The sequence below is a fragment of the Nocardiopsis ansamitocini genome (assembly GCF_030268225.1).
Classification (GTDB): domain Bacteria; phylum Actinomycetota; class Actinomycetes; order Streptosporangiales; family Streptosporangiaceae; genus Nocardiopsis_D; species Nocardiopsis_D ansamitocini.
The window spans coordinates 86,806-112,769 of the sequence record NZ_BSQG01000008.1; the positions used below are offsets into that span (position 1 = coordinate 86,806).

A 25,964-nucleotide genomic window follows, 5' to 3' on the forward strand; every position below is an offset into this window, starting at 1 on the left:
TTAACGGCGGGCCTGCTCCACCGCCTGGACGAGGATCCGCTCCATGTCCTCCTGGGTGGCGTCGGAGGACACCGCGATGACCGACACGTGGAACTCGCCGGGCAGCGACAGGTGCAGCTGCCGGTTGGAGCCGTCCACGGTCGAGACGGACTTCAGTTCCCCGCCCAGGGTGTCGGTGTCATCGGTGCGGTAGGTGTCCACGTCCACGTCGACGTCGACCTCCCAGTTCATTTCCTCCTCGCCGCCGGCTGCCTGCACCACTTCGGCCCGGTCGCTGGGGTCGACGTTGATGGTGAAGACGAGCGCGATGGACTCGACACGGGTCACCGCCGCCTCGTCGCCGGGTTCTTCCTCCGCCGCTCCCGACGGGTCGGCCGCCTGGCCGCCGGACCACACGCACGACAGTTGCCGCGCTTCGTCCGCGCCGGACACCTCGCCCGCCTCCTCCTCGACGGTCGTGTTCTCCGGCACCAGCGAGCCGACCAGTTCCGTGGCGCCGACATCGGCGCAGGACTCGGGTACCGCGTACGGGGCCTCCTCTGCGCTGGGTTCCGTGGAGGGCGCGGCGGCCTCGCCGGAGGGCTCCGCTGATGCGCCGTCGAAGAAGTCCAGGTCGAAGGGCATCGTGCTGCATCCGGTGAGCAGCGAGCCGGCCACCATGAAGGCACCGGCGGCCAGGGCGCACCGGGCGGCGGGGGAGGGGGGATGAGATCGCATGGGCGGCTTTCGGATTCGGGGGTGGGAGCGGGCGCCGGGTACGACTGGGCGTCGGCGCGCACGACACACGAAACCGTAGCAAGGGCGGCGGGTTCCGGCGGTGCCCGTCGATCCCCGGTTGAGCGGGTCACCGCGACCCGGTGGCCGCGGTGCCGCTTCACGCGCTCGGCCGACTACCGTTTGGAGGTGGCCGGATCGCCGTCCGGCTGACACTACGTCGTGTACGGAGAACCTGGTGACCGCACGCTCCACCCCTGCCCCCGACCCCGACCGGAGTTGGGGCGGGGCCGACCTCGACCTCGACGCCTACCTGGCCAGGATCGGCTACCGGGGCCCGCTCGCCCCGACCGAGGAGACGCTGCGCGGGCTGCACCGCGCCCACCTGGCCGCCATTCCGTTCGAGAACGTCTCGGTGCTCCTGGGTGAGCAGCCCCGCCTCGACCTGAAGTCGGTGCAGGACAAGTTGGTGCGCAGGGAGCGCGGGGGCTACTGCTACGAGCACAACGGCCTCTTCGCCGCCGTCGCCGAGCGGGTCGGGTTCGGTGTGGCCTGCCTCGCCGCGCGGGTGAGCGTGGGCGCGCACGGGCTGCGTCCTGCCACGCACGTGGTACTCGCGGTCGTGGACCTCCAGGGCATGGCCTGGGTCGCGGACGTCGGTTTCGGCGGCACCGGGCTGCTGGAGCCGATCAGGCTCGCGGACGGTGCCCGGGAGCAGCAGGGCGATCGGGGCTTCTCGGTGCACCGCGTGGACGCCGGGGAGTGGGTGCTGCGCACCACCACGGACGAGCAGACGACCGATCTCTACTCCTTCACGCTGGAGCCGCGCTACCGCGTCGACCACGAGGTCGGCAACTACTACACCGCCACCCACCCCGACTCGCCGTTCGTGCGCGGCCTCACGGCGCAGCGCACCAGCGCCGGGGAACGCAGCGTCCTGCGCGGAACGCGGTTGGTGACGTCGCGCGCCGGTGGCGAGGAGGCCGTCGAGCTCGCGCCGGCCGAGGTGTCGACGGTCCTGGCCGACGTCTTCGGGATCGTCCTGGAGCCTGCCGAGGCCGCGGCCCTGGCCGGGAAGGTCGAGGCCGCGGCGCAGGACTGAGGGCAGGTTGGGCGGCGGCCCCCGCGACCGCCGCCTGCACGCGGGGGGCGGGCCGGCTCCACCGGCCCCCGGCGGCCCCGAACGAACCGCCCGCGGTCGATCGGCGCCCCGCCCGGGCCCGGGGCGTCGGTGTGGGCAATCAGGCGTCCGGGAGATGGGGTTGCGGCGCGCGTCGTCGGCCCCTGCCACGTATCGTGCGCCTATGAGTGGTGCTGGAAACGCCAAAATCGAAGACGCCCCGTCCCCTTCGGCCATGCGGCGCGCGCTGGCCCGGGCGAGAGACGGAAAGGCACTGGACCGTGCCGAGGCGGAGGTCCTGCTGCACGCCAGGGGAGCGGATCTGGAGACGCTGCTGGGGCACGCCGCACGTGTCCGGGACGCCGGACTGGAGGCTGTGGGGCGTCCCGGGATCGTCACCTACAGCCGCAAGGTGTTCATCCCCTTGACCCGCCTGTGCCGTGACCGCTGCCACTACTGCACCTTCGCCACCGTCCCGGGACGGCTGCCCGCCCCGTACCTCTCCCCGGACGAGGTCCTGGACATCGCCCGCCAGGGCGCGGCCATGGGGTGCAAGGAGGCCCTGTTCACTCTGGGGGACCGCCCCGAGGACCGGTGGTCCCAGGCCCGCCAGTGGCTCGACGAGCAGGGTTACGACGACACGCTCTCCTACGTGCGCGCCATGTCCATCATGGTGCTGGAGGAGACCGGTCTCCTTCCCCACCTCAACCCGGGCGTGCTCAGCTGGAGCGACTTCCAGCGCCTCAAGCCCGTCGCCCCCTCCATGGGGATGATGCTGGAGACCACTTCCGAGCGTCTGTTCACCGAGCGGGGACAGGCCCACTACGGCAGCCCCGACAAGGACCCGGCGGTGCGGCTGCGCGTACTGGAGGACGCGGGCCGCTCCACCGTCCCCTTCACCACCGGGATCCTGATCGGGATCGGCGAGACCGTGGCGGAGCGCGCCGACGCGATCTTCGCCATGCGCGCCACCGCCCGCGAGTACGGCGCCGTCCAGGAGGTGATCGTCCAGAATTTCCGGGCCAAACCCGACACCGCGATGATGCACCGGCCGGACGCCGAGCTGGCCGAGCTGGCCGCGACCATCGCCGTCACCCGCGTCGTCATGGGGCCGAAGGCCCGGATCCAGGCCCCGCCCAACCTGATCGGCGACGAGTTCGCCCTGATGCTGCGCGCCGGTATCGACGACTGGGGCGGGGTCTCCCCCCTCACCCCCGACCACGTCAACCCCGAGCGGCCCTGGCCCCAGATCGAATCACTGGCCCAGCGCACCGCGGAAGCGGGCTTCGACCTGCGCGAGCGTCTCACGATCTATCCCGAGTACGTGCTCCAGGGCGAGCCGTGGCTGGACCCGCGGCTCTTCGCCCACGTCGCGGCGCTGGCCGACCCCTCCACCGGTCTTGCCCGCGAGGACGCGCAGGTCCAGGGCCGCCCCTGGCAGGAGCCGGAGAGCGGGATGACCGCGACCGGCCGCACCGAACTCCACGTCCAAGTGGACACCGAAGGGCGCACCGGCGACCGTCGCGGCGACTTCGACGCGGTCTACGGCGACTGGGACCAGTTGCGCGGGCGCATCGCGCGGCCCGCGCTGGGGGTGGGCGAGCCGCGCCGCTTCGACCCCGAGATCAAAGCCGCGCTCAGCCGGGCCGAGACCGATCCGGCCGGGCTGACCGATACCGAGGCGCTGGCCCTGTTGTACGCCCACGGCCCCGAACTGGAGGCGTTGGCGGGTCTGGCCGACCAGGTGCGCCGCGACACCGTCGGCGACGACGTGACCTTCGTGGTCACCCGCAACATCAATTTCACCAACGTCTGCTACACCGGTTGTCGATTCTGTGCCTTCGCCCAGCGCCGCACCGACGCCGACGCTTACACGCTCTCGCTGGACCAGGTCGCCGACCGTGCGGCGGAGGCGTGGCAGGCGGGTGCGACCGAGGTCTGCATGCAGGGCGGAATCCATCCGGACCTGCCGGGGACCGCGTATTTCGACATCGCCGGCGCGGTTCGTGATCGTGTACCCGATATGCACGTCCACGCCTTCAGCCCCATGGAGGTGATGAACGGCGCGGCCAGGACGAACCTGCCCGTGGCGGAATGGCTGACCCGCGCCCGTGCGGCCGGACTGGGCTCCATCCCCGGCACCGCCGCCGAGATCCTCGACGATGACGTCCGCTGGGTGTTGACCAAGGGCAAGCTGCCCACCCGGGAATGGGTCGAGGTGATCACCACCGCCCACGACCTGGGCATCCCCACCACCTCCACGATGATGTACGGGCACGTGGACACGCCCGAGCACTGGGTGGCCCATATCAAGCTGATCCGTTCCCTACAGGAACGCGCGGTCCAGCGCAACGGCCGACGCGGCTTCACGGAGTTCGTGCTGCTGCCGTTCGTGCACACCAACGCACCGATCTACCTCGCCGGGCTGGCCCGGACCGGACCCACCGAGCGGGAGAACCGCGCGGTGCACGCACTGGCCAGGCTGCTGCTGCACGGCCACATCGACAATATCCAGTGCTCGTGGGTCAAGCTCGACGACGACGGCTGCCGTCGCCTGCTCGGCGGCGGTGTCAACGACATCGGCGGCACGTTGATGGAGGAGACCATCAGCAGGATGGCGGGCTCCGACAACGGTTCGTTCAAGACCATCAGCGACATCCGCGCTCTGGTCGAACCGACCGGGCGTCCGCTGCGCCAGCGCGACACCCTGTACGGCGAGGTCGACGCGGAGCGGCAGGCCGTCGCAGCGGCCAGTGACGGCGTCGCCGCCAGTGTGCGCAGGACCCGCCTGCCCGTGGTGTGAGTCCACGAAGAACCCCTGGACTCCTCAAGGGCCATTGAGGAGTCCAGGGGCCGATCAAGGCGACCCCGCCGCGCGGGCCCCCCCGGGAGGAGGGGGGCGCGTTCGCCGAGCCGCTGGGCCCTAGGGGCTCGGCGCGCCACGGCGGGGTCTCATCCGGTTCGGACCTGGATGGCAGGCCGGGTCCGAACCGGGGTTTCGGCGGCCTCTGGTCAGCAGGCGCCGAGGTCCTTCCAGACGCCCCACTCGCTGGGGGCGGGGGACTCGCCCTGGGTCCACCAACGGGCTTCCCAGGTCTTGCCGCCGTGGGAGACACGGTCGCCGCCGACGTAGATGGTTCCGGCGCTCCACGCGGGGGCGGTGCAGTCGCCGGGCTCAGGCTCAGGCTCGGGGCTGGGCTCGGGGTCCGGGCCGGGTCCGGGGTTGGGCTGTCCGCCGCCGGTGCTCAGGCGCTGGCCGACCGTCGTGGCAAAGGTGTAGTTGTTGGTCGCGTCCCAGTTGACGGACCAGGTCATGGCTCCGCCGATCGGACCGTAGGGGGTGGAGGGGGTGAAGGAACCGCAGTTGGTGCCGTTCTCCAGGCAGTCCAGTGCCTTGACCACGTTGTCGGCGGACTGGTAGCCGCCGCCGGCCGCCGACGGTACCGCGGGCAGGCCCAGGCCGACCTGGTCGGGGCTCAGCCCCATCTCCAGCTGGATGCACGCCTGGGCGGTCAGGAAGTCCACCGTGCCCTGGCTGTAGACCTGGCCGTCGCACCCCAGCATCGAGCCGGAGTTGTAGTACTGCATGTTGACGATGGTCAGGATGTCCTTGATGTTGCTCGCCAACTGGTAGTACTGCGCCGACTCCGACTGGAAGTCGATGGTCTGCGGTGCCATGGCGATGATCAGCTCGGGGCCGGCCTTGTCCGACAGCGAGTTCAGCGCCTGTGTCATGTACTGGGCGTTGATGCCGTGTTCGAGGTCGATGTCGACGCCGTCGAACCCGTATTCCTGCATCAGGGCGTAGGTGGTGTCGGCGAAGTTGGTGGCCTCGGTGGCGTTGCTGACGCTGACGTTGCCGAGTTCACCGCCCACCGAGATGATCACCTTGCGGCCCTGGGCCTGGGCGGCGGCGATGTCGCTCTTGAACTCTTGGTCGGTGTAACCGTTGAGCTCACCGCTGGACAGGTTGAACGTGATGCCGCCGGGGGTGCCGGCCAGGTTGTCGGCGAAGGCGACCGCAACCAGGTTGTAGGCCTCGGGAACCTCGCTGAGCTTCATCACGGTCGAGCCGTTGTTGAAGTTGTGCCAGTAGCCGGTCAGCCACGGGCCGTCGGCCGCGGTGGTGACGGGCTCCTGCGGGGCGGGAGCCGCGTGGGCAGGCGCCGAGAGCGCGGACAGCCCGGCCATGACCATTAATGCGGAAGCGGCTACTGCGACTACTGAGCGTAGTGCCTTGGGGGGCAACGGCTTACTCCTCATCGTCGGGCGGGTACGACGTGATCTGGTCGACGACGGCGCGATGCGGGTTCGGGCCGCCGGTGGGAGGCCGGGGCGGACGCATCCGAGCGCCGTCGGTTGTCTTCGCAGGGCGTCCAGATTCGGACAGTCTCGAATTGTCAATAAACGTAAAAGAAACAGGGCTGTGCGGTCAATGCAATTGGAAGGAAAGTTTTCAATATTTGTGCCGTACGTCTCTCATCCCCCACCGGGCGGTTGTCGGCCCCGTCAGGGCCGGACGGACACCGGCCCCGGCGCAGCGCCTCAAGCGCTGCCCGGGGCCGGGACGTCAGGGCCGGTGCCTCCTGCTCCTCAGCGACCGGCCCCGACCGCGTTGTGATGCCTGCCGATGGGCAGCATGAGGGGCTTCCCCGACGTCGGGTCGGTGATGACCTGGCTGTGCAGCCCGAACACGGCGTGCACCGTTTCGGGGACGAGTACCTCCTCGGGCGGGCCCGCGGCGTGGAGCCGGCCGGACGCGAGTGCGATGAGGTGGTCGGCATAGCGTGCGGCGAGGTTGAGGTCGTGGAGAACCAGCACGATCGTTGTTCCGGACGAGTGGTTGAGGTCGGTGAGCAGATCGAGGACCTCGACCTGGTGGTTGACGTCGAGGAACGTGGTGGGTTCGTCGAGCAGGAGAAGGTCCGTGCGCTGGGCCAGGGCCATGGCGATCCAGACGCGTTGGCGCTGCCCGCCGGAGAGTTCGTCGACGGGCCTGTCGGCGAGCTCGACCGTCCGCGTCGCCTCCAGGGCGGCGGCGACGGCTTCGTCGTCCTCCTTGCTCCAGCGGGACAGCATTTTCTGGTGGGGGTGCCGCCCCCGGCCCACGAGATTGCTCACCGTGATCCCCTCCGGGGCGATCGGCGACTGCGGCAGCAGGCCGAGGGTCCGGGCGACCTGCTTCGACGGAAGGCGGTGGACTTCCTTGCCGTCGAGGAGCACCCGTCCGCTCCGGGGCGCGAGGAGTCGGGACATCGAGCGGAGCAGGGTCGACTTCCCGCACGCGTTGGCCCCGACGATCGCGGTGATCTGCCCGGCGGGGATGGCGAGGTCGAGGGAGTCGATGACGGCCCGGTCCTTGTAGCCGAGTGTCAGTTCCTCGACGAGGAGTGAATGAGCCGTGGTCACAGGGAGCCTCCCACGCGGTTGGTCCGGACGATGAGGTACACGAGGTAGGGAGCGCCGAGTACGCCGGTGACGACCCCGACCGGGTAACGGGTGCCGAAAAGGAACTGTCCGGCGAAGTCGGCCACCAGTACGAGGAGCGCTCCGACCAGTGCGGCGGGAACGAGGAGGGAGCCGTTCGGGCCGACGAGGCGCGCCGCGATCGGGCCGGAGAGGAAGGCGACGAATGCGATCGGCCCCGCAGCGGCGGTCGCGAAGGCGATGAGCCCGACCGCTCCGACGATCGCGACGAGCCGGGTGCGGTCGACCCGGACCCCGAGCGCCGACGCGGTGTCCTCGCCCAGCTGGAACATGGTGAGGTTGCCCGCCTGGGAGAGGAGCACCGGAGCGATCACCAGCAGCGCGATGACGACCGGGACGACCTCGCTCCACTTGGTTCCGTTGAGGCTGCCGGTCAGCCACCGCATCGCTTCCTGGACGTCCCATTCGGCCGCCTGGTCCAGGATGTAGGTGGTAAGGCTGTCGAGCATCGCCGCGATACCGATGCCGATCAGGATGAAGCGCGTCCCGACGACTCCGTCCTTGAACGCCAGTACGTACACGAGCAAGGAGACCGCCAGCCCGGCGACGATCGCGAAGACCGACACGCCGGTCTTGTCGAGCGAGAGCATCACGATCGCGAAGGTCGCGGCCGCGCTCGCGCCCGAGCTGATGCCGATGATGTCCGGACTGGCGAGCGGGTTGCGCAGCATGGTCTGGAAGGTGACGCCGGCGAGTCCGAAGCACGCCCCGGCCACCACCGCGAGGACCGCGCGGGGCAACCGGAGCCGTCCGACGGTGAACGAAGCGCCCGGCACGTTCTCCCCGAGGATCACCCGCACGACGTCGCCGGGAGGATAGAACGTCTTTCCGATCATCAGGGTCGCGGCGAACGCGAGGACGATCAGGGTGGCGAGAACTCCGATCACGACGCGCCGTCGGCGCGCACTGCGCTTCCGGCCGTGGGCGACAGTCTCGACGGTTGCGATGCTCACAGCTCATGAACCTTTTGCCGGCGGACGATGTAGATGAAGAGGGGGGCGCCGATCAACGCGGTCACGATCCCTACGTCGACCTGTCCGGGCCGCGCCACGATACGGCCGACCACGTCCGCGGCTGTCAGGAGAGCGGCACCGCCGAGCGCCGAGAAGGGCAGGAGCCACCGGTGGTCGACACCGACGAGCAGGCGGAACACGTGCGGCACGATGAGGCCGACGAAGGCGATCGGTCCGGTGACGGCGGTGACCGCGCCGCACAGGACGACGGCACCGAGGGCCGCGCTCGCCCGCGCGACCGCGACGCGCTCTCCCAGGCCGGCGGCGAGTTCGTCGCCGAGGCTGAGCAGGTCGAGCCCCCGTGCCGAGAGCAGGCAGATGGCGAAACCGACCGCGAGGAAGGGAAGGACCTGGGAGATACTGTCGAACGTCCCGCCGCCGACACCGCCGATCTGCCAGGAGCGGACCCCGTCGACGATGTCGTTGCGCGGGAGCACGATCGCGCTGATGAACGATGCGAGGGCGGCAGAGGTCGCGGTTCCGGCGAGGGCGAGCTTGAGCGGTGTCGCGCCGCCCCGGCCCAATGATCCGATCGCGTAGACGAACACCGCGGTGACCCCCGCGCCGACGATCGCGACCCAGATGAAACTGGTCGCGGACGCCAGCCCGAAGGAGGCGATACCGGTGACGACTGCGAGGGAGGCCCCCATGTTCACGCCGAGGATGCCCGGGTCGGCCAGGGTGTTTCGGGTCACCCCCTGCATGACCGCACCCGACACGCCCAGCGCCGCGCCGGCGATGACGGCGAGCAGTGTCCGGGGGATGCGCTTGGCGACCGCGGCCTGGCCGAAGCCTTCGACCGAGCCGCCGAAGGCCGCCACGATGTCGGACCAGTCGACGTTGCGTGATCCGACGGTGACCGAGGCGCACATGAGCGCGACCAGCGCACCGAGCACCACGATCAGCCAAAGGGTCTTGCCGCGTTTCGGGCGCCGCCGTCGTGCGGCGCCCGAAACGGACAGGGAACCGTTCCTCGTCACTGCGCCTCGTCAGCTGCCGAGGCGAGGAGGGACAGGTAGTCCTCGAGGATCCAGGCGATCGACAGCGGAGTGGGGTTCGCGGCCGTGCCCAGGGGGCTGTCCCCGGGGAGGTTGACGACCGAACCGTTCTCCACCGCCGGCATCTGGGACAGCAGCGGGTCGTCGTTCAGAACGCTCACGAGTTCGTCGCCGCCGTACGTGACGATGATGTCGACGTCGTTGAACGCGTCCGCCTGCTCGGCGCTGCGGGTAAGGGCGAACCGGTCGGTTTCGGCGGAGGCCGTGGCGATGCTTTCGGGGGTCTTCAGGCCGATGTCCTCGAAGAACAGGGTGCGCGTGTCATGCGTCGTGTAGAAGCTGACCTCGCTCAGGTCCGTGGTGTCGACGTGCGTGAGGAACATCGTCGCCTTGTCCTTGATCTGCGGGTACTCCGCGACGGACTCGTCGATCTGCTGTTCGAGGTCGGCGATGAGCTCGGTTCCCTCGTCCGCCATGCCGATGGCCTGGCTGTTCAGCTCGATCATCTCCCGCCACGGGGTGCCCCACGCGGTCTCCGGGTAGGCGACGACGGGAGCGATCTCGCTCAGCGTGTCGTAGTCCTCCTGGGTCAACCCGGAGTACGCGGCGAGGATCACGTCCGGCTGGGTGTCGGCGACCGCCTCGAAGTCGATCCCGTCGGTCTCGTCGAAGAGCACCGGCTGTTCGTCCGGGGCCAGCTCGTCGAGCTTTTCCTCGACCCACGGGAGAATGCCGTCGTCGTTGTCGTCGCCGAAGTTGGCGGCTGCCATGCCGACCGGTACGACCCCCAGCGCCAGGGGGACCTCGTGGTTGGCCCAGTTCACCGTCGCGACCCGCTCGGGCTTGGACTCGATGGTCGTCGTGCCGAGAGCGTGCTCGATGGTGATGGCCGCCCAGTCGTCGGAGCCGCCACCCTCCTGACCGGAATCGGAAGGGGAGGACGAGCAGGCTGCGATCCCGACGATGAGCAGCGCAGCGGTGGGGAGCGCGGCCAGCCTTGAAACGCGGGGCATGGTTTCCTTCCGTTTTTGACCGTCTGGCCGCAGGCACAGCACTGACGTGGCCGGAGCCTCGTGACGCCCGGGGCGAACAAGGAACGGCATGCGGCGGTGAGAGACCGGTCGGGCGAAACGCCTCGATGCGGTGCATGGAAGCAGGTGCTTCCGCGACCAAGACGATGGCGAAAATAAGGGTTGCCTAACCGAACTTAGGGTGCATTTGGTTGCTGCGCAATCACGCAGATGTGACATTTTTTTCGCGAAACGGACAAAAATTGCCCGCGAGGGGGCACGACCGGTGCGTCACTGCGCGCGGAACCGCCCGGGACTCATCCCCACGATCCGCCGGAACGCCGTGCTGAACGCGCTCACCGAGTGGTACCCGACACACGCCGCGACCTCGTCGATCTCGTCCCCTCGTGTGAGCATCGACACCGCGTGCTGCACGCGGGCCGTGGCAAGCCACTGGCTGAATCCGAGGCCGGTCTCGAAACGGAACGCCCGGGTCAGGGTCCGGGTGCTGACGCCCAGCCGCGTCGCCCACGTGGCCAGGGTCGTCGTCTCGGCGGGATCGGCGCGCACGGCGGCGACGATTGGTGCCAGCAGTGACGATTCGGGGATTTGCAGGAACAGCTCATGCTGGGCCGGAGCGATCAGGTCGAGGACGATCGCCTCGGTCTTCGCCCGTGAATCCGCGGTGAGGCCGTCGGTGTTGAGCCGGCCGAGCAGGAGCCCCAGCAAAGGTGTGATGTCCACCGCGACCGGATCGTCGGAGATCGACGGCACCGCGTGAATACTGAACTGCGCGGCCCGGTGCCACGTTCCTGTGGGCGTCCATCCGGAATGGGGGATGCCCGCCGGGATCCACAGACCCACCGTCGGAGTGATCGTCCAGACCCGCATGCCGATCGCCGCGGAGGACGCACCCCGCTGGTTCCAGAGCAGTTCGTGCGTCGGATGCGAATGCTTCTCCCACAGCGTGTCGCGGGAGATGACCTCGTCCTGGCCACTGATGACGAACGGCACATCGATCTCACCGGCCGCGTAGAGGGGGAGCCGGCGGCTGTCGACGGTGCCGCGCCGCGCCGCCCCGCCGATGAACAGTTCGCCCGCGGAGGTCGGTCGGAGATCTCGTATGGCCACGTCATCCAGGCTAGCGAGCTTCCTCGGGCCTCCCGGCAGGGCGTCGGCCCGGAGCCGTCTCGGCGCGCTCGCGAAGAGTAGGGACGGCCGGCCCGCGGCCGGTCCAGGGGCCCGGCGACGGCCTAGGGGAGCGGCGGTTCTTTCAGGTCAAGCTCGCGCTGGAGGTTCTGGTAGACGTCGTGGCCGATCTCGCCCTTGCGGTAGAGCCGGGTCAGTGCCAACCGCTGGGCTGCGCCGACCTCCCGGCGCACCACAAAGGTCTCCTTGGCCCGGTCCAGCGTGGAGGGGTCGGTGTCGGCATCCGCCAGTACTTCCCGCGCCCGGGTCACCAAGAGCTCGTGCATCTGCCGGTGGGCCCGGGCGGTGTCCGCGTCCACCCGTTCGTCCGCGATGAGCTCGTCCAACCTGTCCATTGCGGCGCGGCCCATCGCCGTCTCCGCCGAGGCGATCTCCTGGAGCACCCGACTGTCGGTCCTGACCCCCAGGCGGCGCAGCAGCAGCGGGAGCGTCATCCCCTGTCCGATCAGGGTGGCCAGGACGACCGAGGCGGCCATGAAGATCAACAGGTTGCGGTCGCCGAACTCCTCGCCCTCCAGGGTCAACGGCAGTGACAACGCGATGGCCAGCGAGATCGCCCCGCGCATCCCGCTCCACCCGATTACCACCCGCTGGGCCAGCGGTCCAGAGTCCAGCCGCAGGCGACCGGGAAGGCGCCGCATCACCGGCGACACCACGACCTCCCAGAGCATCCGCACCCCGATGGCCGCGACGATCACCGCCACCGCTGCCGCGGCCAGCTGGCCGAACGGCAGCCCCGCAACGTCGGTGAGCACCTCGTGCAGCTGCAGTCCCAGCAGTACGAACAACACGGATTCCAGCAGCATCACCAGGCCCTTCCAGACGGTCTGCCCGGTCACCCGCACGCGTGGCGGCAGGAGACCGGAGCCCCTGGTGCCCAGGTAGAAGCCCGCGATCACCGCGGCCAGTACCCCCGAGAAACCCATCAGCTCGGCGGGGACGTAGGCGATGAACGGGGTCAGCAGCGCGACAACGAGCTGGGTGTTGTCGTCGTGCAGCCGGGTGCGCACCCAGGTCACCGCGACCGCCACGACAAACCCGTACGCGAGCCCGCCCGCGACCACCTTGACCAGTTCCACCACGCCGTCCACCGGGGTCAGCGGCACGGCCATCGCCGTCACGGCGAGGCTGAACAGGGTCAGGGCCACACCGTCGTTGATGAGGCTCTCGCCCTCCAGGATGGTCATCACCCGTTTGGGCGCGCCCACCCGCTTGAGCACCGCAGAGGACGCCACCGCATCGGTGGGCGCGACGGCCGCGCCCAACGCGATCGCGGCCGGCCAGGCGGTGTCGGGTAGCAGGTAGACCGCTGCCGCCGCCACGGCGAACGCCGTCACCAGCGTCATTCCCACCGCCAAGGCCACGATCGGCCGCGCCTCCGCGCGCATCTCCCTCGGCGCGGAGAAGAACGCCGCGTTGTAGATCAGTGGGGGGAGGAAGACCAACAGCACCACGTCGGGATCGACATGGATGCTCTCCATGCCGGGGACGAAGCTCACCGCGAACCCCAGCGGGACCAGAACGATCGCGTCCGGCAGTCGCAGGCGAGGTGCGATCACCCGGCCGGCCAACACCATGAGCACGATGACCAGGCCGGCGAGGACGTAGTGCTCTGCACTCAACTATCCGGACCTCCGTCGTGGCCGAAGGCCTCCACTCTCCCATGCTGCTGTCGTGTCACAGGTGAGGCCGCTACCGGGGCGTCCTCACCTGCAACACTCACCTGACCTGGATGAATTCCTCGGGGTCTCTGGGAGCGCGCTCGGCTGGGGCAGCTGCCGGGTGGCCTACCGCGACAGCCCCCATCGGCTGCCAGTGCGCGGGGACGTCGAGCACTTCGCGCACCACGTTCGGGCAGAACATCGTGGAGGACACCCAGGCCGACCCCAGCCCTTCCATGGCCAGCCCCACCAGGAGGTTCTGCACGCCGGCGCCCATCGCCACCAGGAACATCGCCTGCTCGGCCGATGCCCGCCGCTCGTCGGGGTAGGAGTGGGCCCCCTCGGCGACGAGGAACGGCACCACCAGGTACGGGGCGTGGCGCAGGACGTCGCCACGGCGCACCCTGCGCGCGATTGAGGCGTCGGTGAAGCCGTCGCGACGCAGGTCGGCCATCCATGCGTCCGCCATCGCGTCCAGCAACCGGGTCCGTTCGGCGGCCGACTCCACCAGCACGAACCGCCACGGGGTCGTGTGGTGCGGGGCCGGTGCGGTGATCGCCGCCGCCACCGCGCGGCGCACGGCCTCGGGATCCACCGGGGCCTCGCCGAACGTGCGGACCGTGCGGCGGGCGTGCAGTACGTCGCGCGAACCGTAGCGGAACATGTCCTGGTCCGCGCTGCGCACCAGGACCCGGGCCCCGTCGCCGTCGTCCTCGGTCACCAGGTGCGACAGGCCCCGCACGATCGCTGCGGGGACACCCGTGGCCTTGCCCTTGACCAGTTCGCCCGCCGCCGCGATCTCGTCGACCACCGCGCTTAGCGTCACCTCCAGCACGTTGCCGTGGGTGTCGGTGGTCCCGCGCAGGTCCTCCAGGGCGTCGATCCCCGCAGCGCCGATCGCGATGTCGGTCTGGCCCACCCGCCAGGGGCGCCCGAACGTATCGGTGACGATGACCGCGACGCTCACCCCGGACCGTTCCCACAGACCGCTCCGGATGCGCCGCGCGGACCCGTCGGGATCCTCCGGCAGCAGCAGTACGTGGCCGGCCTCCACGTTGGAGGAGTCGACGCCGGCCGCCGCCATCACCAGTCCGTGGTGGGTCTGCACGATCCGGGTCCGTCCGCGCCTGGCCACCACCCGCTGGGTCTCGGCGTCGATGGCGGCATCGCGGTCCATCGTGGTGATGCGCCCCTCGGCCTTGCTGACCACCTTGGAGGTGACCACGAGCACGTCACCGTCGCGCAGGTCGGCGGCGTCGGCCAGCAGCGCGGCCAGGTCGTCGCCCGGTCGTACCTCGGGCAGCCCGGTGATTCCTTCGATCGCGATCATCGGGTGCTCCGCCCGGTGTCGACGCCGGACAGTTCCCCGGCGAGGTCCAGCGCGGCGGCCGCGATGGCCTCGGTCGTCTCGGGGGTGCTCATGTACAGCGGCAGCGCCCGCACCTCGATGCCCGGTACCCGCGTGTGCGCATCGGCCTCGTCCACCAGCCAGCCGTCCAGGAGGTCGGCCCCGTAGTGCGCGGCGACCGCTTCCGCGCTGGTCCGCACGCCGATCGCCTTCAGGCAGGCGTCGGCCATGCCCCGCACGGGGGCGCCCCCGATGATGGGGGAGACACCGACCACGGTCGTGGCCGCCACGGCTTCCCTGATGCCGGGCACGCCCAGGATGGAGCCGACACTGACGACCGGGTTGGAGGGGGGCAGCACCACGAAGTCCGCCGTGTCGATCGCCTCCAGTACACCCGGCGCCGGCTTGGCGTCCGCCGCGCCCACGCTCACGATCGACTCCGCGTCGATCGCGGCCCGGTGGCGCACCCACCATTCCTGGAAGTGGATGGCGCGCTGCCCCTCGCCTTCGTTGACGAGAACATGCGTCTCCACCCGGTCATCGCTCATCGGCAGCAGCCGGACACCCGGCTGCCAGCGGTCGCACAACGCCTCGGTGATCGCGGAGAGGGGGTAGCCGGCCGCCATCATCTGCGCCCGCACGATGTGCGTGGCCATGTCCCGGTCGCCGAGCCCGAACCACTGCGGCTGCATCCCGTACGCGGCCAGTTCGGTCCGCACGGAGAACGTCTCGTCGGCGCGTCCCCAGCCCTGTTCCTCGTTGATGCCGCCGCCCAGCGTGTACATCACCGTGTCCAGATCCGGGCACACTCGCAGACCGAAAAGGGTGATGTCATCACCGGTGTTGCCGATGACGGTGATCTCGGTTCCGGTTGTGGTCGGGGCCTCCCGATTGTCCAGCGCGTCCTTGAGGCCGCGCAGGAACCGCGCGCCTCCGATCCCACCAGCCAGCACGACTATCCGCATGGGGACAAGTCTGGCAGGGTGGTGGGGTATGCGTGTCGTGCCCCGGCTCCGCTGGTCGCAGGACACGGTGACGGGGTGGCTGAGAAGCGCGCCCCGGTGCTCGGGGCGTCGCGTCTGCGCCGAAGACCGGATCCGCGCGAGGCGGCGCAGGCCCATCAATGCGTGCCCTGGCCGAGCCGCGCGGCTGTTGCGCGTGTCGGTCGAACCTGTGCAGACCCATTGGCTTGGATTGCTGATTCGCAATTTTTGGCCATTTCTCCTATCGGATCTTGTCCGATTCAGTTAAGAAACCAACGATATGCAAAGCTTCCACCGACGCGACAGAGAAGCAGCAGCGGAGGGGAACCTCTTGAACAACGAAGCCATCCAGCGGTTGCGCGAGCCCGCAGCCTGGGCGCTGATCGGCGCCGCGGGCGCGATCATGCTCGGTGCGCTCGTCTCCATATTCGGTGCCGATTACGACGCCACCTGGGTGATGCGCGACATCGGCCGCAACCACTTCGCGAACCCGGTGACGGTCGCCCTGCTCCTGGGCGGGGTGCTGCTCGCCGTCACCGCGCCGACCAGGTCGCCGCGCACCTTCCAGATCGTGCTGACCGCCATGATCCTGCTGGGAGCAGGGGCGGTGTTCGGATTCATCTCGTTGATCATGGGGTTCATCGCCTCCGCGAACTTCGCCGATGGCGTTGGCCACTTCTTCCTGATGGCCGGCTACCTGGCGTTCCTGGCCGTCGTGGGCCTGTTCGTGTTCCGGGTCTTCGGCGACACCGACCTGGTCCCGCGCAACGCTCCGGCCGCTCACCCCGGTGTCCCGATGCAGCCCCCGGCCGCCTATCCCGCCACGGGGGCCCAGCAGTCCTTCGCCCCGCAGAACCCCAACCTGACCGGTCAGGGGTACCCGGTGGCACCGCAGCAGCAGCCGGCCCAGCCGGGGTACGGGGAGCAGTACCAGCAGCCCCAGCAGCCGGGGTATGCGCAGCCCAGTGGTGCTCAGCCGGCCTATGGTGCGGGGCAGCAGCCGCCGAGCGGTTACGGCCAGCAGGGGTACGGGGAGCAGCAGCAGGGGGGCTACCCCCAGACCGGTGCCCAGCAGGCCTACGGCCCCGACCAGACCGGCGGCTACGCCCAGCAGCAGCCCTATGACCCCTACCAGCAGCCGGCCCAGCCGGGGTACGGGGAGCAGTACCAGCAGCCCCAGCAGCCGGGGTATGCGCAGCCCAGTGGTGCTCAGCCGGCCTATGGTGCGGGGCAGCAGCCGCCGAGCGGTTACGGCCAGCAGGGGTACGGGGAGCAGCAGCAGGGGGGCTACCCCCAGACCGGTGCCCAGCAGGCCTACGGCCCCGACCAGACCGGCGGCTACAGCCAGAGCGGTGGCCAGCCCGCCGGTTACGGCCAGCAGCAGTCGTACGACGCCTATCAGCAGCCGGCCCAGCCGGGGTACGGGGACCAGCCGTCGGCGCAGCCCGGATACGGTGAGCAGGCCCCTTCTGCCGGATACGGCGACCAGAAGCCCGCTTACCCCGGCTACGACACGGGCCAGGGTGCGTACGGAGATGCCGACGCCACGATCGTGCAGGACGCGGTCCCCGGTCCGCCGCCGGCCGGTTCCTACCCTGGGGCGGACGACCGCTCGGTCGAGCGGGCCGCCCAGGACGCCATCCAGCACGGCTGGTACCAGCAGACCCCGATCTCCGACCAGCCGCCCACCGACCAACCGGCCGCCAACCAGCGCCGCGACACGCCGTTGGACGCATTTTTCCGTTCCGACGACCAGAACGGTCCTGAAGCCTCAGCGAGGTCCGAATCGGGACAGCAGGGGTCCTACGGGGCGAGTGCGTACCCGGGGCGGGGTTCGGAGGCCCCGAGCGCCTATGGTGACAATTACCCTTCTGACCAGCAGCGACGCCCTGGTTCCGAAGGGGATGACCACTGGAAGGGGTCGTATCGCGACGGCGACCCCCGCTGACGCCCGCAGGCTCCCAGAACACCGCGAATAGGGCGTGGTAATCCGCTGGATCCGGTCACCGCGAAGCGAAGTGACTGTTCGTTACATGATATTCAGGGGATTACCACGCAACGCGCTTGACGTATAGCAAGACGCGCGCGTGTAATTTCAAGGTGTGATTCCACCTTCCCGGGGGCCGAATGGGAAGGTACATCTAGGGGGGCAATAGGAGGTGCGCGTGAGCGAGGTTATCCCGCTGACGCACGGTTCGGATGAAGATCTGGGCTGGCAAGAGCGTGCCTTGTGCGCGCAGACCGATCCCGAGGCGTTCTTTCCCGAGAAGGGCGGATCGACGCGGGAGGCCAAGAAGGTCTGCCACTCGTGCGAGGTACGTACGGAGTGCCTGGAATACGCGCTTGAGCATGATGAGCGGTTCGGTATCTGGGGGGGACTCTCCGAACGAGAGCGCCGGAGGTTGAAGAAAGCCGCCGGACAGGATTTCGATTTTCTGATTGACATGCTGTAACGGGTCGTCAGTGCGTAGGCGTGTGCCCTGGGAGCTTTGTCCAGGGCGCACGTCTTTTTTATCTTCTCTTTGCCATCCTTGATCGGGTGCGCCTGGTGTGCGAACAGCACGCTGAGTGACCGGTCGGAGGGGGTGGGAGGTGTCCCGATGGGCCCAAAACGACGGCGACCACCATGGCCGCTCCCGGACTGGCGTATCGTGATCAGCCGTTAGTGGTCTGCCCGCAATGACCGTTTGTGTCCTCTCTCCCTGCTACTTCGAGGCGAACACCAGCAGTGCTACCCCTGGACCCCACACGCCACATCGTCACGGCCGTAGTGGTCACCCATGACGGTGCCCGTTGGTTGCCCGAGACCCTGGAGGCGGTGCGCTCCCAGACGCGCCCGGTACAGCGTGTCGTCGGAGTGGACAACGGAAGCCGCGATCGAAGCAACAAGATCCTGGCCGAGTTCATCGCGCCCGAGTCGATCATCCGGATGGACCGCGCCGCCGGTTACGGCGAAGCCGTGCAGGCCGCGCTGGACCATCCGCGCTCCCGAACCGAGTTCCCCTCCTCCAAGGACGCCGTCGAGTGGGTCTGGCTGATCCACGACGACTGCACGCCCGAGCCCGAGACGCTGCAGCGACTCCTGCTCGCAGCCGCCGACGACCCGCGCGCCGCCGTCCTCGGACCCAAGCTCCGGGACTGGTTCGACCGTCGGCGGCTCATCGAGGTCGGCGTCACCATCGACGGTGCTGGACGTCGCGAGACCGGTCTGGAGCCCCGCGAGTTCGACCACGGCCAGCACGATGGAAACCGCCAGGTCCTGGCGGTCTCCAGTGCCGGGATGCTGGTGCGTCGTGACGTCTGGGAGGACCTCAACGGCTTCGACCCGGCGCTGCGCCTGTTCCGTGACGACATCGACTTCTGCTGGCGGGTGGGCGGAGCGGGCCATCGGGTCCGCATCGTCACCGACGCCGTCGCCTACCACGCGGAGGCCGCCGCCCGCCGGCGCCGCCGCATCAACGCGACCGTCGACCACCCGCGCCGCGTCGACCGCCGCAACGCCCTCTACGTCCTGCTCGCCAACTTGCCGTTCGGGGCGATGCTGTTCGCGTTGCTGCGCAACTCCTTCGGGTCGGCGCTGCGCGTTCTGACCTACATCGTCGCCAAGCAGCCCGCCAACGCCCTGGACGAGGCACTGGCCATCACGTCGGTGTTCTTCGTGATGCCGTTCCGGCTCATGATGGCCCGGGCCAGACGCCGCAAGGGGCGACGGCGCACCTACAGCGCCATCCAGCCCTACCTGGCGCACGGCGTTGCCATGCGCCAGTTCACCGACGCCGTCGCCAACCTGCTGGGCGGCGACACCGAGGCATTGGACACGGCGGGACGTCACCAGGCCGTCACCGTCGCACCCGGCACGGACGACGATCCGCTCCGCGACGACTCCGGTCTGCTGCGGCGCGCGATCACCCACCCCGGCGTCCTCCTGGTCGTCGGCCTCACCGTGATCGCCCTGGTTGCCGAGCGGTCCCTCCTGCTGGGCGGCACGCTCGCCGGCGGCGCGCTGCCACCGGTCAACGGCGGAGCCGCCGATCTCTGGGCGATGTATACCGCCACCTGGCACGACGTCGGGATCGGCTCCGACGCCATCGCCCCGCCCTACATCGGCATCCTCGCCCTGCTGTCCACCATCGCCCTGGGAAAGCCCTGGCTCGCGGTCACCGTCATCCTGTTGGGCTGCGTACCGCTCGCCGGGCTCACCGCCTACCTGTTGGCCCGCCGCGTCCTCAACTACCCGCCGGCCCAACTGTGGATGGCGGCCTCCTACGCCCTGCTGCCGGTGGCCACCGGCGCCGTCGCCCAAGGCCGCCTGGGTACCGCCCTGGTGCACGCACTGTTCCCGGTCCTGGGGCTTCTGGCGACCAACATCCTCACCCGCCCGCCGCGCCGGTCGCGCCGCGCCGCCTGGGCCCTTGCCCTGCTGCTGGCGCTCGCGACGGCCTTCGTCCCACTGGTGTGGATACTCGCCCTGGTCACCGCGGTGCTGATCGCGATCACCTTCGGCCACGTCGGCCGACGGCTCTACGCGAGCCTGGGCATCGTCCTGGCCGTGCCGCTGGTGCTCCTGCTGCCGTGGACCCTCGACCTGTTCGCGCACCCCTCGTTGTGGCTGCTGGAGGCCGGCCTCAACCGGGCCGACATCGCCGATCCCCGGATCTCGGCGGAAGCCCTGCTGCTGCTCTCCCCCGGAGGCCCGGGTCTGCCGCCGATCTGGATCACCGGGGGCTTCGTCGCTGCCGCACTGTGCGCGCTGCTGCTGCGCCGGCGCCGGATGCTGGTCGCAGTCGGCTGGTGCATCGCGCTGTTCGGCATCCTGATCGCCATCGTGCTCAGCCGTATCACCATCACCCTGCCCTACAGCACCCAGGATGCCACCGCCTGGCCCGGTGTCGCCCTGGCCTTCGCGGCCACCGCGATGCTGCTGTCCGCGGCCACCGCAGCGCAGTCCTTCGGCGACCTGTGGTCGTTGGGCGGGACCCGCCGGCTCTTCGCCGGGGGAGTGGCGGCCCTCGCCCTGGCCACGCCGATCGCCTCGGCCGGGGTCTGGATGTGGAACGGAGTACAGGGGCCGCTCAGCGGCGACGCGCCGCCCTCCGTCCCACCGTTCCTCGCCTCCTACAGCGATGACGGCACCCAGCCCCGCACCCTGGTGATCACCCCGGCCGAGGATCGGACCGTCACCTACAGTGTCCTGCGCGGTCGCGAGCCCCGGTTGGGTGAACCCCAGATCCCCGCGGACCCGGCCTCCAGCGCCCAGCTCGACGAAGTGGTGGCCGCGCTCGTCGCAGGCCGGGGCGGTGACGGTGCCGACCTGCTGTCGGAGTTCGGGATCCGCTTCGTGCTCGTCGCCTCCCCGGAGGTCGGGACGACCACCGACCTCACGCTGGTCGACACGGTGGACGCGCTGCCCGGGGTGCGCCGGCTCCAACTCGGCGACGACTTCGCGCTGTGGCGGCTCACCGCCGAGACCGGACGGCTGCGCCTGCTCACCGCCACCGACGGTGACGGTGACAGCGGGGCGACCGTTCTACAGTCCGGCCCGGTGAACGTCTCCACCACCGTCCCCGGCGGGCAGCAGGGAAGCCGCCTGGTGCTCGCCGAACCCGCTGACGGCGGTTGGAGAGCGACCGTGGACGGCGTCGAACTCAAGGGCTCCGCCAACGAGTTCGGAATGCAGGAGTTCGAGCTGTCCGATGCCGGGGGGCGGTTGGAGATCACCCGGGTCGGGATCGCCCGCCAGGTATGGCTGCTCGTCCAAGGACTCCTCGTCCTCGTCGTCCTCGTGCTCGCGCTGCCCGGCGCGCGCACCGAGGACGACCTGCGCGAGCAGGCCGCCCAGTCCACCCCCCGTCCGCGTCGACCGCGTGCCCGCCGCCGTCCCGCCAAGGACACCTCCGCGGAGCAGACCGAGAACGACGAGGCAGCAGAGGCCCCCCGCCGCACCCATGGCCGCGGCCACCGCGGCGGACGCCGCGCCCGACAGCGAGGGAGCTCCACGTGAGATTGATCGTCGAGAACCGTTTCGCGCTGCTCGGCCTCGTCATGGTCGCGTTGGCGGCGCTGTTCGGTGCGGCCCACTTGTCGCTCAACGTCGTGGCCCCCGCCGATGCCGCCCCCGTGCTCACGAGGGTGGAGTCGGCGCTGCGGGTCTGTCCGCCTCCCCAGGGAAGCGGTGCCACCCAGGTGGCAGCCTTCGCGCCCGGTGCCGAGGGCTCCGACGAGGCGGGCAGCCTCGGTGCGGCGCCCAACCGGCCCGGCGCGGAGCCCACCGAGCCGCTGCTGGAGGCCGGAGTGCCGTGGTCGTCCACCGATGTCGCGGCCGACGACGAAGACGCGTCCGGGACCCTCGTGCGCGCCGACGGTGTGCTTGCGGCAGGGCTTGAGGTGACCCAGACCAGCACGGGTGGCTCCGCCGTCACCGAGGTCCGCTGCGTGGAACCCTCGCTGAGCACCTGGTTCGTCGCGCCTGGGGGCAGGGACCTCGACGAACTGCGGCTGCACCTGTCCAACGCCGACGCCAGCGCCGCAACGGTCAACGTCGACCTGTTCGCCACGGACGGGCCCGCGTTCGCTCCCGAGACCCGCGGTGTCCAGATCGGCCCCGCCGACGACCTGGAGCTGTCCCTCATGCCGCTGGTGGAGACCACCGGCGCGGTCGCGGTGCACGTACGCACCAACTCCGGTCGGGTCGCCGCGGCGCTCTTCGCCGAAGGAAGCAAGGGCGGGGCCGCCTGGGTGCCCGCCACCGCCGAGCCCGCCACCCGGCACGTCATCCCGGGTGTCGTAGGCGGGGGAGGCAACAAGCGTCTGATCGTGACCGCCCCCGGTGATGACCCGGCGACGGTGAAGGTCCGGCTGACCACCCCGGACGGCGTCGTCGAGGACGAGTCGTTGACGTCGCTGGACGTGCCTCCGGCGGCGTCGGCCCGGTTGAGCCTGGAGGGGCCGTTGGACAAGCGGCCGGCCACCGTGGTGGTGGAGAGCGATCGGCCGGTGGTCGCAGGGATCGCGGTGGAACGGTCCGGGGGCGATGACGTCGCCTACTCCAGTGCCGTCGATCCGTTGGAGAGCGGCCCCAACGCCCGGGCCGTCGCCCCGGCAACGGGCAAGGGGACGACCTCACTGCTGCTGGGGGCTCCGCAGGAGGCCGCAGTGGTACGCCTCACCCCGATCGACAAGGACGGGGTCGCCGGGGAGCCGGTGGTCCTGACCGTGGAAGCGGCGACCACCGTCGAACCGGAGCTCGACCCCACCGGGGGCGGTACCACCTGGGTCGTCGAGGCCCTCGAAGGCGGTCCGGTCCATGCCGCCCGCAGTCTCGCCCATGACGGATCCCTGAGTATCCTGCCGCTCCCGCCCGCCCCGTCCGAGGTTCCGTTGCCCAGGGTCGCGGACAGCCTCACGAGCATCGTGCCCTGACCCGCCCGGGGGTGAAACGGCCGTCCGGAGCGGTGTCCCGGGTTCGGGGAGGACGCCCGGCTCCATGGCTCGGCACCGCGACCCGTCGCGGGCGCGCGGTGCCGATCGGTGGAAGGGCGCGGCCCGATCCGGTCACCCGGCGTCGGTCCTTCGAGCGAACAACGCCGGGCGGCCCCATGGTCGAGCAGTACGGTGCACCCGCTGCCTGATCGCGGTAGTTCGGGCCCCGCGCCCGGGCGAGGGGGGTCACGCCTCGGGGTCGACCGTCTCCGGTTCCAGGCCCAAGAGGTTGGCCACTTCCTCGACAACGGTGTCGTAGACGAGCAGTGCCATCTCCTCGGGTTCCTTCGTGCGGATCTCGACGGGGCGTCGGTAGACGATGATCCGGGCCTGTCCGGACGCGGACGCCTCCAAGCGGGAGAACGGTATACCGTCCTCCGAGGTGACGCCGGGCGGCACACGCGGGACGTCCTCGACAAGGAACTCGACGTTGGCGAGTTCCCGGGCCCAAACGCGTTCGAGCCGTTCGACGGCGTCCAGGACGAGGTCGTCGAAGACCTGGGCGCGGGTTCTGGTGATCGGGAGTTCGGGTTGTGTCAGTGGGCCGCGCACACCACGTCCGCGGCGGTCTCTGCGCCGAACTCGTCCGGCCTCGGTGTGGGAAAGGTGCAGTCGTCGCACATATCGAGACTATGCCATCGACACACCAAAGCGCAGCCCCGGGGAGGCATCGACGTGTCTGATCCATCCCGGAGCGTGCACAACCGGCACGGGAGGGGCGTAGAAGCTAGCGCAGCGGCCCGGAAAGGGATACCGTCTGTCCTCGTGAGCGTTGTCCGACGCTGCTCACGCACAGCGTGCAGGCAGCCAGCCGTCTTCACGCTTACCTATGTCTACGCTGACTCCACCGCGGTGCTCGGCCCGCTCGCCGCCTACGTCGAACCGCACTGCTACGACCTGTGCGCGATGCATGCCGACCGGCTCACCGCCCCGCGCGGCTGGGAGGTCGTCCGCCTGCCGGCCGACAACACCAGCGGTGGTCCGGGCAGCGATGATCTCGAAGCCCTGGCCAACGCCGTGCGCGAGGCGGGCCGCCCGCCCGCGATCAGGCCGCCCGCCCCCACCGGTCAGGGGGTCGAGACCAACCGCCGCGGCCACCTGCGTGTCGTCAAATCCGATCCGCCGCGCCCGGAAGAGCGTCCCCGACCGTCGGTCCACAGGCCGTCCCGCGACGCCTGAACCCGGTGCCGCCGCTCGGAGCGCACGGCTGCCGTCATCCGGGTCTTGTACGTTTGTCTCCGTGGACCGACCGCGGTCCGCGGACTCTTCAACGGGCGCACATCGACACATCCGGAGCTGCTGTGGGTGACCTCGGTCAGATCTTCAAGGCATACGACATCCGTGGAGTAATCCCGGACACCTTCGACGCCGGCATCGCCCGTTCGATCGGAGCGGCTTTCGCCCGGACAGTGGGTGGCGAGCAGATCGTCATCGCCCACGACATGCGTCCCTCCTCGCCGGAACTGGCCGAGGCTTTCGCCGAGGGCGTCACCACGCAGGGGGTGAACGTCGTCATGGCCGGACTCGGCTCGACCGACCTGCTCTACTTCGCCTCCGGAAGCCTCGGCATTCCCGGCGCCATGTTCACCGCCAGCCACAACCCGGCCCAGTACAACGGGATCAAGATGTGCCGGGCGGGTGCGGCGCCGATCAGCTCCGACACCGGCCTCGACGACATCCGGCGCCTCGCCGAGCAGGGAGTCCCCGCCCACGACGGTCCCGTCGGAACCGTCACCGAGCGCGACATGCTCGCCGACTACGCCGCTCACCTGCGTTCCCTGGTGGACCTGTCCGGCATCCGCCCCCTCAAGGTCGTCGTGGACGCCGGCAACGGAATGGGGGGCTACACCGTGCCCGCGGTGCTGGGCGACCAGATCCTCAAGGCACTGCCGCTGGAGATCCTGCCGCTGTTCTTCGAGCTGGACGGCACCTTCCCCAACCACCCGGCCAACCCCATGGACGCCGCCAACATCGTGGACCTCCAGGCGAGGGTGCGCGAGAGCGGCGCCGACCTGGGGCTGGCCTTCGACGGCGACGCCGACCGCTGCTTCGTGGTGGACGAGCGCGGGGAACCGGTCTCGCCCTCGGCGATCACCGCGCTGGTCGCGGTCCAGGAGCTCGCCAAGGACCCGGGCGCCACGATCATCCATAACCTGATCACCTCTTCCGCGGTCGCCGAGGTCGTGCGCGAGCACGGCGGTGTCCCGGTGCGCACCAGGGTCGGCCACTCCTTCATCAAGGCCACCATGGCCGAGACCGGTGCCATCTTCGGCGGCGAGCACTCGGCGCACTACTACTTCCGGGACTTCTGGAAGGCCGACACCGGCATGCTCGCCGCGATGCACGTGCTGCGGGTGCTGGGCACCGACGAGCGGGCGCTGTCGCAGATCACCGCGGAGTACGCTCGTTACGCGGACTCCGGTGAGATCAACTCCGAGGTCGCCGACCAGGCCGAGCGCGCAGCTGCCGTCGAGGCCGCCTACGCCGACCGCCAGGACGTCGCCTCGGTGGACCACCTCGACGGCCTCACAGTGACCCTCTCCGACGGTTCGTGGTTCAACCTGCGGGCCTCCAACACCGAACCGCTGCTGCGGCTCAACGCGGAGGGCCCCGACCACGCGGCGATGGCACGGCTGCGCGACGAGGTCCTGGCCATCGTCCGGGCCTAGACCGCGCCGTACCCGCTCCCCATCGACCACCATCGAGGAAGTGACCGAGGACATGACCACCAAGATCGACGAGTGGCTGCTGGACATTCTGGCCTGCCCCAAGAGCAAGGCCCCGCTTCGGTTGGACGCTGAAGCCGGCGAACTCGTCTGCGACGAGAGCGGCCTTGCCTACCCGATCCGGGACGGCATTCCGGTGCTGCTGGTCGACGAGGCACGCCAGATCGGCTAGCACCGGCATAACGACGGGCACCCGGGGCACACCGATGAGCACCC

Annotated in this window: 20 protein-coding genes; 9 read left to right on the plus strand and 11 right to left on the minus strand. The window is 70.0% G+C overall.

What is annotated here, in order from left to right:
• Nucleotides 1–717, minus strand: coding sequence for a hypothetical protein (locus tag QSJ59_RS19620; protein WP_285761173.1), 717 nt, complete (start codon nt 715–717; stop codon nt 1–3).
• Between the two features lie 235 nt (nt 718–952).
• Between QSJ59_RS19620 and QSJ59_RS19625 the strand changes: the two genes are divergently transcribed.
• Nucleotides 953–1,816 carry an arylamine N-acetyltransferase family protein gene (locus tag QSJ59_RS19625; protein ID WP_285761174.1) on the plus strand — a complete coding sequence of 288 codons (864 nt, stop codon included), beginning with the start codon at nt 953–955 and terminating at the stop codon, nt 1,814–1,816.
• Nucleotides 1,817–2,018: 202 nt separating this feature from the next.
• Nucleotides 2,019–4,637 carry a bifunctional FO biosynthesis protein CofGH gene (locus QSJ59_RS19630; protein WP_285761175.1) on the plus strand — a complete coding sequence of 873 codons (2,619 nt, stop codon included), beginning with the start codon at nt 2,019–2,021 and terminating at the stop codon, nt 4,635–4,637.
• Nucleotides 4,638–4,846: 209 nt separating this feature from the next.
• Here QSJ59_RS19630 and QSJ59_RS19635 read toward each other — a convergent pair whose 3' ends face one another.
• From QSJ59_RS19635 to cofD, 9 genes are all read right to left on the minus strand, one after another.
• The gene (locus QSJ59_RS19635; RefSeq protein WP_285761272.1) at nt 4,847–6,031 is read right to left on the minus strand and encodes a glycosyl hydrolase family 18 protein; all 1,185 of its coding nucleotides are present in this window, start codon (nt 6,029–6,031) and stop codon (nt 4,847–4,849) included.
• 396 nt (nt 6,032–6,427) lie between these two features.
• Nucleotides 6,428–7,243, minus strand: a complete 816-nt coding sequence (locus tag QSJ59_RS19640) for an ABC transporter ATP-binding protein (protein WP_285761176.1) — start codon at nt 7,241–7,243, stop codon at nt 6,428–6,430.
• Nucleotides 7,240–8,274 (minus strand): FecCD family ABC transporter permease, encoded by a 1,035-nt coding sequence (locus QSJ59_RS19645; protein WP_285761177.1) that lies wholly within the window; start codon nt 8,272–8,274, stop codon nt 7,240–7,242. The genes QSJ59_RS19640 and QSJ59_RS19645 overlap by 4 nt, the downstream gene beginning before the upstream one ends.
• Complete coding sequence (locus QSJ59_RS19650; protein WP_285761178.1) at nt 8,271–9,314, minus strand: FecCD family ABC transporter permease; 1,044 nt, start codon at nt 9,312–9,314, stop codon at nt 8,271–8,273. Before QSJ59_RS19650 ends, QSJ59_RS19645 begins: the two co-directional genes overlap by 4 nt.
• Nucleotides 9,311–10,345 (minus strand): iron-siderophore ABC transporter substrate-binding protein, encoded by a 1,035-nt coding sequence (locus QSJ59_RS19655; protein ID WP_285761179.1) that lies wholly within the window; start codon nt 10,343–10,345, stop codon nt 9,311–9,313. Before QSJ59_RS19655 ends, QSJ59_RS19650 begins: the two co-directional genes overlap by 4 nt.
• Nucleotides 10,346–10,633: 288 nt before the next feature.
• On the minus strand, nt 10,634–11,473 hold the full coding sequence (locus QSJ59_RS19660) for a helix-turn-helix domain-containing protein (protein ID WP_285761180.1): 840 nt from the start codon (nt 11,471–11,473) through the stop codon (nt 10,634–10,636).
• Nucleotides 11,474–11,595: 122 nt separating this feature from the next.
• The gene (locus QSJ59_RS19665; RefSeq protein ID WP_285761181.1) at nt 11,596–13,173 is read right to left on the minus strand and encodes a Na+/H+ antiporter; all 1,578 of its coding nucleotides are present in this window, start codon (nt 13,171–13,173) and stop codon (nt 11,596–11,598) included.
• 97 nt (nt 13,174–13,270) lie between these two features.
• Nucleotides 13,271–14,542, minus strand: coding sequence for a coenzyme F420-0:L-glutamate ligase (locus QSJ59_RS19670; RefSeq protein ID WP_285761182.1), 1,272 nt, complete (start codon nt 14,540–14,542; stop codon nt 13,271–13,273).
• Nucleotides 14,539–15,525: a 2-phospho-L-lactate transferase gene (gene cofD, locus QSJ59_RS19675; protein WP_285761183.1), complete on the minus strand. Its 987-nt coding sequence runs from the start codon at nt 15,523–15,525 to the stop codon at nt 14,539–14,541. The genes QSJ59_RS19670 and cofD overlap by 4 nt, the downstream gene beginning before the upstream one ends.
• A gap of 349 nt (nt 15,526–15,874) precedes the next feature.
• Here cofD and QSJ59_RS19680 point away from each other — a divergent pair, with 349 nt between their 5' ends.
• From QSJ59_RS19680 to QSJ59_RS19695, 4 genes are all read left to right on the plus strand, one after another.
• A complete protein-coding gene (locus QSJ59_RS19680) occupies nt 15,875–17,491 on the plus strand; it encodes a hypothetical protein (RefSeq protein ID WP_285761184.1) in 1,617 nt (538 codons plus the stop codon).
• Nucleotides 17,492–17,708: 217 nt separating this feature from the next.
• Nucleotides 17,709–17,996 carry a WhiB family transcriptional regulator gene (locus QSJ59_RS19685; RefSeq protein ID WP_285761185.1) on the plus strand — a complete coding sequence of 96 codons (288 nt, stop codon included), beginning with the start codon at nt 17,709–17,711 and terminating at the stop codon, nt 17,994–17,996.
• 275 nt (nt 17,997–18,271) lie between these two features.
• On the plus strand, nt 18,272–21,544 hold the full coding sequence (locus tag QSJ59_RS19690) for a glycosyltransferase (protein ID WP_285761186.1): 3,273 nt from the start codon (nt 18,272–18,274) through the stop codon (nt 21,542–21,544).
• Nucleotides 21,541–22,962 (plus strand): DUF5719 family protein, encoded by a 1,422-nt coding sequence (locus QSJ59_RS19695; RefSeq protein WP_285761187.1) that lies wholly within the window; start codon nt 21,541–21,543, stop codon nt 22,960–22,962. The genes QSJ59_RS19690 and QSJ59_RS19695 overlap by 4 nt, the downstream gene beginning before the upstream one ends.
• 246 nt (nt 22,963–23,208) lie before the next feature.
• Here QSJ59_RS19695 and QSJ59_RS19700 read toward each other — a convergent pair whose 3' ends face one another.
• A complete protein-coding gene (locus QSJ59_RS19700) occupies nt 23,209–23,643 on the minus strand; it encodes a metallopeptidase family protein (protein ID WP_285761188.1) in 435 nt (144 codons plus the stop codon).
• Nucleotides 23,644–23,787: 144 nt separating this feature from the next.
• On the opposite strand from QSJ59_RS19700, the gene QSJ59_RS19705 reads away from it, so the two are divergent.
• From QSJ59_RS19705 to QSJ59_RS19715, 3 genes are all read left to right on the plus strand, one after another.
• Nucleotides 23,788–24,201 (plus strand): DUF3499 domain-containing protein, encoded by a 414-nt coding sequence (locus tag QSJ59_RS19705; protein WP_285761189.1) that lies wholly within the window; start codon nt 23,788–23,790, stop codon nt 24,199–24,201.
• A 122-nt stretch (nt 24,202–24,323) separates the two neighbouring features.
• The gene (locus QSJ59_RS19710) at nt 24,324–25,691 is read left to right on the plus strand and encodes a phosphomannomutase/phosphoglucomutase (RefSeq protein ID WP_285761190.1); all 1,368 of its coding nucleotides are present in this window, start codon (nt 24,324–24,326) and stop codon (nt 25,689–25,691) included.
• A 52-nt stretch (nt 25,692–25,743) separates the two neighbouring features.
• Nucleotides 25,744–25,920 (plus strand): Trm112 family protein, encoded by a 177-nt coding sequence (locus QSJ59_RS19715; protein ID WP_285761273.1) that lies wholly within the window; start codon nt 25,744–25,746, stop codon nt 25,918–25,920.
• Nucleotides 25,921–25,964: the final 44 nt, after the last annotated feature.

Bases quoted from the DNA above. Each gene is read 5' to 3' on its own strand.
- QSJ59_RS19620 (WP_285761173.1), bottom strand. From the start codon at position 717: ATGCGATCTCATCCCCCCTCCCCCGCCGCCCGGTGCGCCCTGGCCGCC.
- QSJ59_RS19670 (WP_285761182.1), bottom strand. From the start codon at position 14,542: ATGATCGCGATCGAAGGAATCACCGGGCTGCCCGAGGTACGACCGGGC.
- QSJ59_RS19715 (WP_285761273.1), top strand. From the start codon at position 25,744: ATGACCACCAAGATCGACGAGTGGCTGCTGGACATTCTGGCCTGCCCC.
- QSJ59_RS19635 (WP_285761272.1), bottom strand. From the start codon at position 6,031: ATGGTCATGGCCGGGCTGTCCGCGCTCTCGGCGCCTGCCCACGCGGCT.
- cofD (WP_285761183.1), bottom strand. From the start codon at position 15,525: ATGCGGATAGTCGTGCTGGCTGGTGGGATCGGAGGCGCGCGGTTCCTG.
- QSJ59_RS19630 (WP_285761175.1), top strand. From the start codon at position 2,019: ATGAGTGGTGCTGGAAACGCCAAAATCGAAGACGCCCCGTCCCCTTCG.
- QSJ59_RS19655 (WP_285761179.1), bottom strand. From the start codon at position 10,345: ATGCCCCGCGTTTCAAGGCTGGCCGCGCTCCCCACCGCTGCGCTGCTC.